General features: G+C 52.3%; 7 protein-coding genes. 3 read left to right on the top strand and 4 right to left on the bottom strand.

The window, feature by feature from the left end; translation table 11 throughout:
• Positions 1-336 precede the first annotated feature (336 nt).
• Entirely contained in the window at positions 337-1,128 is a 792-nt protein-coding gene (locus ABC831_RS26105) for a ZIP family metal transporter (RefSeq protein ID WP_343251008.1), read from the top strand.
• Between the two features lie 120 nt (positions 1,129-1,248).
• On the opposite strand, the gene ABC831_RS26100 is transcribed toward ABC831_RS26105, so the two are convergent.
• The 3 genes from ABC831_RS26100 to ABC831_RS26090 are packed head-to-tail and all read right to left on the bottom strand — an operon-like array spanning position 1,249 to position 3,732.
• On the bottom strand, positions 1,249-1,899 hold the full coding sequence (locus ABC831_RS26100) for an ATP-binding cassette domain-containing protein (protein WP_343251007.1): 651 nt from the start codon (positions 1,897-1,899) through the stop codon (positions 1,249-1,251).
• The gene (locus ABC831_RS26095) at positions 1,889-2,629 is read right to left on the bottom strand and encodes an ABC transporter permease (protein ID WP_343251006.1); all 741 of its coding nucleotides are present in this window, start codon (positions 2,627-2,629) and stop codon (positions 1,889-1,891) included. The genes ABC831_RS26100 and ABC831_RS26095 overlap by 11 nt, the downstream gene beginning before the upstream one ends.
• Before the next feature lie 17 nt (positions 2,630-2,646).
• A complete protein-coding gene (locus tag ABC831_RS26090; RefSeq protein WP_343251005.1) occupies positions 2,647-3,732 on the bottom strand; it encodes a substrate-binding domain-containing protein in 1,086 nt (361 codons plus the stop codon).
• A gap of 221 nt (positions 3,733-3,953) precedes the next feature.
• On the opposite strand from ABC831_RS26090, the gene ABC831_RS26085 reads away from it, so the two are divergent.
• Positions 3,954-5,801, top strand: coding sequence for a sensor histidine kinase (locus ABC831_RS26085; RefSeq protein WP_343251004.1), 1,848 nt, complete (start codon positions 3,954-3,956; stop codon positions 5,799-5,801).
• A gap of 132 nt (positions 5,802-5,933) precedes the next feature.
• The gene (locus tag ABC831_RS26080; RefSeq protein WP_343251009.1) at positions 5,934-7,250 is read left to right on the top strand and encodes a replication-associated recombination protein A; all 1,317 of its coding nucleotides are present in this window, start codon (positions 5,934-5,936) and stop codon (positions 7,248-7,250) included.
• A gap of 22 nt (positions 7,251-7,272) precedes the next feature.
• Here the strand turns inward: ABC831_RS26080 and ABC831_RS26075 are convergent, their stop codons facing one another.
• Complete coding sequence (locus ABC831_RS26075; RefSeq protein ID WP_343251003.1) at positions 7,273-8,694, bottom strand: MATE family efflux transporter; 1,422 nt, start codon at positions 8,692-8,694, stop codon at positions 7,273-7,275.
• Between the last annotated feature and the right edge of the window lie 403 nt (positions 8,695-9,097).

The following is a 9,097-nucleotide window of genomic DNA, read 5'->3' as shown; positions in this document are numbered from 1 at the left end:
GAATCAGCCACGGACCGCAAACCTGCCGGACCGATTTCATTTAGATTTCACCGGGTAACAGCCTTAAGTGAGGAAGAGGACCATAGACACCGCACCGCGCCCCCTGACGGTCTCCCGGGCTACGTCCGTTCTGAGCGGCCATCTGGCGGGGCACCCAGGTTTTCGGACAGGCCCCCTCCGCCCAGGCAGCCCTTGTGTCCGACCGCTCCGGCCCCTTAAAAAAAACCAATTCCCTTGTCTATTTTAATAAAACAGGTTAAAATAAAGAAAATCCGGTATACTTTTAGATAAAATAGTCCGGATTCTATACTTTACTTTGAAAAGGGGGATTTCGTTATGCAATCTGTTTTGTGGGCTGCCGGAGGTACTGGGTTTACTTTTCTTATGACCAGCCTGGGCGCCGCTATGGTTTTCTTTTTTCGTAAAAAGTCGAATGTAAATATACAGCGCGTGTTTCTGGGCTTCGCTGCCGGCGTTATGATCGCCGCATCGGTTTGGTCTTTGTTGATTCCGGCTATTGAGGAGGCTGAGGCGTCCGGTATGATCGGATGGATGCCGGCTGCGGGGGGATTTATTCTGGGTATTGCGTTTTTGATGCTGATGGATAATCTTCTGCCTCATCTGCATCCGGAATCCGCAGCGCCGGAGGGTCCTTCCTCCACCTGGAAGCGGACGACTCTGCTGGTCCTGGCTGTGACTTTGCATAATATTCCGGAAGGAATGGCCGTAGGTCTTTCTTTCGCACTGGCCGCGCAGCACGGCAATGATCCCGCCATGTACGCGGCTGCTATGGCTCTGGCCATCGGTATCGGTATCCAGAACTTTCCGGAAGGCGCCGCGATCTCGCTGCCGCTTCGGCAGGAGGGCGTCTCTACGGGACGGGCATTCGTATATGGCAGTTTGTCGGGCATCGTGGAACCGATATTCGGTATCCTGACCGTCCTGGTGGCCGGGGGAATCCAGCCGCTGATGCCCTGGCTGTTGTCTTTCGCCGCGGGCGCTATGCTGTATGTCGTGGTGGAAGAACTTATACCGGAAGCACATCTGGGCGAACATTCCCATGTGGGTACCCTGGGCGTCATGGCAGGGTTTCTGGTTATGATGATTCTTGACGTGGCTTTGGGCTGAGGCTTACTGGCTTTGGACTGAGGTTTGCAGGCATTGGGCTGAGGCTTACTGGCTTCGGCCCGGTATCTGACGGCCAGCGCCGATTCTTTTTGAATCCGTGAATCCGGGTCCTTGAAGCTGTCAGGCGCTGGCCGATAGTTTTCCATCCGACAGATAGTAGATCTCATCGCTTAGTTCCCTTAGAAAGCTTTCATTCCGGTCGCTTAACAGGATCAGCGCGTCCCGCTCCCTGGCTCTGCGGATCAGATCCATCAGCATGTCCACGCCTCCCGAATCCAGCTCCGAAGTGGCTCCGTCTAACAGCAGGATCTCCGGCTGCTCCATAAACGCGGCCGCGATACCCAGCCGCTGACGCATCTGGGATGTATAGGCCCCATAGCGCCTCCGCTCCTTGCTTCCTAATTTTACCAGATCCATCATCTTGCGGATATTTGTATTGGATATCTCCTGCCTGATGGCTGCAAGCAGCTGCAGATTCTGAAACCCGGTATATTCCGCCAGAAAAGCAGGCCTGCCGATCATGACTCCTACGCTGTCCGGCTGCATGATATCGGTTCCCATTAATTTTTGATTAATCCGGATACTTCCGGCTGTGGGGCGTACCAGCCCGCATAACATGCTTAAAAATACAGATTTTCCGGACCCGCTGTCCCCTTGTATTCCATATACCCTGCCGCCTTCAAAGTAAGCATCTGCCCGGTCTATCACGTTCTGATTATGAAGTACTTTGGTCAGCTGCTCGATCTCGATTTCCGTATGGTTAATTTTCATCCATCCTGCTCCCTTCCTCCAGCACATCCATGTGTTCCCCGCGATATACGCACACCGACAGCGTCAGCGCAAAGAAAAGCAAGGCCTCCCCCAGCAGTATTCCCTGGAAAACAAGTGCCGCGCCGCCGTATCCCGCCGATTCCAGGTGGGAAAGCAGCTTCGTGTTGGCCAGGCGGCACAGCAGATAGAATAGTCCCGGAATTCCTATGGCGGCCGCCATATTTTTATAAAACATGGAGAGCATCAGGCCGAAACCGGCCATCACTCCACTCAGAATCCATTCCCCGATAAAATACAGCAGTACGCTCAGCACGGGATTTTGTCCGAATCCCTGAATACTCCGGTCCAAATAGCAGCCTTGGATACCATAATTAGCGGCTAACTGTATCGATAACGGTACCGCGGCCGCAAAACCACTGGTCAGAAATATGACCGTATATTTAGCTAATATGTAATTTCTTCTGCCTGTACGCGTGATGATCTGTTTCCAGTACCCGTGTCTGGTCTCCGTAAGATAGGACCAGCCGTAAGGACACATAACTAACAGTGAGCTGATACCGCGTGTAATCCATAATCCGGTTGATCCGCTGCCTGCAGTCATCCCGTTTTTGCCGGACCAGCACTGATAACCGCATTGGATGGCGGCGGCTGCCAGCACAAAAGCAAAGGTTAACCACAGGTATCTGTTTCTTACCGCTTTCAGGATCTCCATTCTTAAGAGTTTTCCCATCCGGCTTCCCCCTTTTTCTATCCCTGGCCCGGCATTCCATTCTGAAATGTTTTTTTCCAGGATTCGATATTTTCAGCGTCAAACTTTAAAGGCGGTCCTACGATGACTTCGCTTCCCCCGTCCAGACAGGGCTGGATCTCATAGCCCCCCATTTTACCAGCCGGGAAGATCTCTCCTGCCTTACCGCTGACGTCCCCTCTGACCAGTGCGATGGAGACATAGGCCGACAGTCTTCCCATGTCCGCCGGATTCCACAGATACATGTAGGGGCATACCGGATCTTTCCCTGTGATATAGTCCGCCATTTCATCGGGAAGCCCCAGGCCGGTCAGCTTGATCTGTCTGCTGTCACGGACCGCTTCCAATTTCTCCGCAGCCGCATGGATTCCCACCACTGTGGGCGCGCATATTACTTTCAGCTCCGGATATTTGCGGATCAGTTCCTCTGTTTTCTCTATGGATTTCTGATATTCATCGTCGCCATATACGATATCCACCAGCCTTAAGTTCCTGTATCTGTCCTCCTGCATGATTTCCTTCATCGCGCCGATCCAGGAGTTCTGATTATCCGCCTGGCTGGTGGCGGACAGAATGGCCCACTGCCCTTCCCCTCCCGCGATATCCAGCACCGCGTCCATCAATGCCCTTCCCACCTGGGCCGTTTCTGTCTGGTTGACAAATATCATACGGCTCATGGGGTTCGTGTTGGAATCCAGCGTAGATACCTTGATCCCCTGTTCCATAGCCTTTTTAAGCTCGGGTTCCAGTGCATCCCTGTCATTGGCCGCGATCGCGATCGCATCGACTTTCTCTTTTACTGCCGCCTGAATCATAGGGATCTGCTTTTCCACATTGGCGGATTCCGGATATTTGATCTCGCAGCGGGCCCCGTATTCTCCGATCACCTGCTGAAAACCGGCGGCCGCCATCTCATTATAGGGATTTCCCTCTGATTTCATGATCAATACATAAGTCTCATTGACACTTGGTCTTTGGTCGTGATATATGTTATTTCTCCTGCCGTCGTATCCGATCACCATGGCCCCCATCAGCAATACCGCCACCAGGCACAGCTTGAGAACCTGTTTGTTTCTTTTGTTCATCTTTTCCCCCATTACCGGACCACAAGTCTAAGAATAATTCCTCTTTTTTAGATTGTACCACTTATCGTTTCGCCACACCAGCATTTCCTTCCCGCAGATATAACACAGATACAACGATGCTCATCTCCTCTCCTGCAACATCCCGTCCTTTTTTCATATTGTAAATTGTCACCCATCTGATACAATAAGTTCATGGACCTCATACATATGGAGAAAAGAAAATGGGCGCTCTTTTGAATAAAATATACCGGAAATATTTTTACGATATCAAGCTGAAATACAAGCTGATCTTCTCCCATCTGATCCTGGTCATGGTGCCAACCATCACCCTGGCTCTCTTTTTCTATGGGAAATTCTATGACATTGTGGTAAACGATACCATTCGCTCTGAACAGGCTCTGGCCGAGCAGACTGCCAGCGCGCTGGAGGTTACCGTGTCCAAAGTGATCTCCTCCAGCGCTTCGATTTCCAACAGCGCCTTTATCCTGGATCTGTTTCATACCATGCCGGAAGATATTACCCAGGAGCTTTTATCCGAGGACATCCTGAAACCTTTTTACATATCCGCGCTGAATCAGATCGATCATCAGTTAATTGACAACATCCGCATTTATGTAAGCGAGCCCTATGATTTTCTGTGTGATTACAATATCGCACAGAAGCAGCTTTTCTACCCTCTGGAATCGGTATACGGTACTTACTGGTACGGCATCTTCGACAGCCAAAGGCCCATTTCCCTGTTCTGTCCGGGCCTGTATCTCTCGCCCGAGGAGGAGCGGTCCTGCGGACAGCTGGCCTATATCCATCAGATCCCCAGTGTGGCGGACCCTGCCCGTCCAGGCGCCTATGTGGCCGTCTATTTTTCCGGGGATGAGATCGGATCGATCCTGAAGCAGGGAACCAACGTGGCCGACAGCGCCGCTTATCTGATCAATGAACGGGATTCTGTGGTCTCCACTTCCGACGCCAAGCTTTCCGGCGCCTACCTGTTGTCCCGGGATTCCCTGTCGTCCCTTATGGAACCGGGGGAATTTATCCTTCACCCATTTATTGATCAGAACGCTTATGTGGGCTATTATCCGATTAACAATACAGACTGGACTATGATTTCCGTTATGCCCGAGAGAAGCCTTACCTCCAAGGGAAACGAACTGATTTTCCAGTTTATCGGTCTCTATCTCCTGTTCGTTGCCCTGGCCTTTCTCACCGCCTTGTTCCTGTCCACATCCATCGTCCGGCGGTTATCCACCGTTGTGAAGCAGATGGGAACGGTCCGCTTTGGTAAGCCAAAACGGCTGGAGCAGACATCCGGTAAGGATGAGATCGGTAATCTGATTACTACTTATAACTATATGACCGATGAGCTGAACCTCCTGATGGCCAGAGAATCCCAGGCTGCCGAGGAACTGAGGCTGTCGGAGTTCCGGGCCCTGCAGGCTCAGATCAATCCGCATTTTCTGTACAACAGCCTGGACATGATTAACTGGCTGTCCAAAAGTGATCAGAAGGAAGAGGTGAGCAGAGCGATCCAGTCCCTGTCCAAATTTTACAAGCTGACACTCAGCAAGGGGGACACCATCGTATCGGTCGAAAAAGAACTGGAGCATGTAAACCTCTATGTCGATCTTCAGAACATGCGGTATAATCATCAGATTCACTATCTGGAGGATGTTCCCGGCGACCTGTACGACTACAAGATCCCGAAGCTTACCCTGCAGCCGCTGGTGGAGAATTCCATCCAGCACGGCATCCTGGAACGGGAAAGCAAACAGGGCGATATCGTGGTCACCGGCTGGCGCGAGCCCGGCCTGATCGTCATCGCCGTTATGGACAACGGGAACGGAATACCGCCGGAAGAACTGGAACACATCCTGGATGGCGTGAAAAAGCCTTCCGCAGGCAGTAATCTGGGTGTGGTAAATACCCACCGCAGAATACAGCTCCTGTTTGGAAAGGAATATGGGCTGTACTATACCAGTACAGCCGGAGCCGGAACTGAAGTACAGATCCGGCTGCCGGCTTCTCCGCCGGATACCGGATCGGAGGACAGCGCAGATGTCGTGACGTGAGTTACATCCGGAAAGGGAAAAGTGATAAAATGAGATATTCCAGGCACAGAATGTATGGAATCGGCAGAATAAGATATGGTAAATGTATTCACACGTGATTAAGAAAGATTCAGAAAAAAGGAAGTGATACGATTGGAACAGCTCTCCCTCTTCGACGACCGTCCAAAGTCCGCCCCTCTGGCCAGCCGTCTGCGGCCGGAAACCCTGAAGGAATTCGTGGGACAGCAGCACCTGCTGGGTAAGGGCCGGATACTGCGTCAGCTAATCGAGCAGGATAATATTTCATCTATGATATTCTGGGGGCCTCCCGGTGTCGGGAAAACCACTCTGGCCAGAATCATCGCCGGCACGACCAGAAGTAACTTTGTAGATTTCAGCGCCGTCACCAGCGGAATAAAAGAGATCAAAACCGTGATGGCGCAGGCGGAAGCCAATAGAATGTCCGGAGAGCGCACCCTGCTATTCGTAGACGAGATTCACCGCTTTAACAAGGCCCAGCAGGACGCCTTTCTCCCCTATGTGGAGAAGGGCAGCATCATTTTGATCGGAGCTACTACGGAGAACCCTTCCTTTGAGATCAACTCCGCTCTTTTGTCCCGCTGCAAGGTCTTCGTGCTGCACGCGCTCTCCTCCGACGATCTGTATCAGCTGCTGCAGCATGCCCTGGAATCCGAGAGAGGGCTGGGCAGCCAGAAGATCCGCATCCCAAAGGACCTGCTCCGTATGATCGCCGGATTCGCCAATGGGGATGCCCGGACCGCCCTGAACACGCTGGAAATGGCCGTGATCAACGGAGACATTCAGGGTACGGAAACCGTCGTCACTCCGGAAATCCTGGAACAATGCATCAGCCGGAAGTCGCTTCTTTACGATAAAAACGGGGAGGAACACTATAATCTGATCTCCGCCCTGCACAAATCCATGCGCAATTCCGACGTACAGGCCGCAGTCTACTGGCTGGCCCGTATGCTGGAGGCAGGCGAAGATCCGCTCTACGTCGCACGACGCCTGATCCGTTTCGCAAGCGAGGATATCGGGATCGCGGACAGCCGGGCGCTGGAGATCGCCGTGGCCGCCTATCAGGCCTGCCATTTTAACGGGATGCCCGAGTGCAATGTAAACCTGACCCATGCCGTCACATATCTGACGCTGGCCCCTAAGTCCAATGCGCTGTACGTCGCCTACGAGGAGGCCAAATCAGACGCGCTGCAGATGCTGGCGGAGCCGGTGCCCCTGCAGATCCGCAACGCCCCGACGAAGCTGATGCAGGATCTGGATTACGGCAAGGGCTATCAGTACGCTCATGACACCGAAGAAAAGCTGACCTCCATGCAGTGCCTGCCGGATTCCCTGGCAGGGCGGAACTATTACCGGCCTACACGGCAGGGGGCGGAGGCCAGGGTGAAAGAGCACATGGAGCTCATCGAGGAACGCCGGAAACGGCTGTGAGAGAACTTCCCTGAACGGTTCTTTAACGGGGCCGGGGCTTTTCATAGCGGGTAAGCCAGGAGCCCATGAGGTAGTAAGCCAGCATCAGAGCAGCGCACAGAACCCAGGTGATGAGGTAGCCCAGGAATACCACCATGATGTCCTGCATGATGGGAGTCATGACCGTGAGCCAGATGACCCGGACTACACACATGGTTCCCACCATGATCAGCATGGGAATCACGGTTTGGCCGGAGCCCCGGATAATACCGCTGCATACATTGGCAAATGCTACGAAGAGGTAGAAGGGGGCCAGGGTTTTCAGCATATAACTGCCGTAGTGGATCACGTCTTGTTCGGTGGTGAAGATCCGCAGGATCACGGGCCCGAACAGATAGACGAGGATCGACAGAACCAGGGTTACGATCAGGGTAATGAGAAAACTGGCGTGAGCCGTTTTCCGGACACGGTCGTATCTTCGGGCGCCGATATTCTGGCCGACAAAGGTAGTACCGGCAAGACTCAGGCTCATAAAGGGCAGAATGACAAAGGCATCCACTTTTGTGTATGCTCCGCATCCTGCCATGGCCGCGGCACCAAAGCTGTTGATCTTGGATTGGACGATAACATTGGAAAAAGCGATGATGGACTGCTGCAGGCCCGCGGGCAGGCCTACCCGCAGAATTTTCAACAGGTAGTTTTTGTGTATTTTAAGATCCCTGGGAATCAAACGGTAGGGTTCGGCGGTCCGGATCAGTCGGATGATAATCAGAGCTGCCGATACGGTCTGGGCGATGATGGTGGCGTATGCCACGCCTGCCACTCCCATTTGAAAGCCTACGACAAAGAGCAGATCCAGAGCCACATTTACTAGGCTCGAAACGATCAGGTAGTACAGCGGCCGTTTGGAGTCACCGATCGCACGCAGGATTCCCGCTCCCATGTTGTAGATCATCAGGGACAGGATTCCTGCGAAATAGATTTTCAGATATCGGACGGATAGTTCCATCACTTCCGAGGGAGTGCCCATCATCCTCAGTATGGCCGGGGTAAAGAGTATTCCGCAGATCGTCATAAATACCCCGCTGATCAGGATCATCGCTATGGTGGTATGTACGGCATCGTGGAGCTCCTTTTTCGCGTCTGCTCCGTAATACTGGGATATGATAACCCCGGCGCCAGTGGACAGGCCCAGGAAGAAGCCGATCAGCATGTTGATGATTGACATGCTGGAGCCCACGGCCGCCAGCGCATTCTTTCCTACATAATTGCCGACTATTACGGAATCCACTGTGTTGTATAACTGCTGAAACAGATTCCCGATCAGCAGGGGCAGGGCAAAAAGAAGCAGTTGTTTCCAGATGACTCCGGTTATAATTGAATTCCCGCCATTGGTTAAACGGCCTTTTTCTGCTAGCGGCTGTTCTTCATTATCCCGGGACGGTAACGCTTTGTTGTCTCCCATTACGTTCCAGATCCTTTCTACATCTCTTGATTTTAGATACGAGTCAAGCGAAAATCCCGCTCATTCCCGGAACTCATCACCATAGCATAAAAAAAGCCCTCCCGGATCGTAAGATCCAAAGGGATGAGAGCCTGCTTAGGCCTCTTTTAATATCCGCTGTGCTGCCGCCCGCTCGTATATATGTACTTCTATTATATGCCATTTGCAGAGAGGATTGCAATGAATTTCGGCTTCGCTATGGGAGGGGACTGGCACCTTTCGGCTGTAAAGTAAAACCTTCAGGTAACTGCGTGGAGAAAGGGGCCTGTCCCCATAGGCGCGAACTTAAGAAATTAAACCGGGAAGAATAACCATATGGAATTCGTGATTTTGATTGATTCTATGTCGGTTTCGCATAGACAAA

The organism is Diplocloster hominis (genome assembly GCF_032380655.1).
GTDB classification, from domain to species: domain Bacteria; phylum Bacillota; class Clostridia; order Lachnospirales; family Lachnospiraceae; genus Diplocloster; species Diplocloster hominis.
Note: the sequence above shows the minus strand (reverse complement) of the source record. Positions and strands in the feature narration are given on the sequence as shown.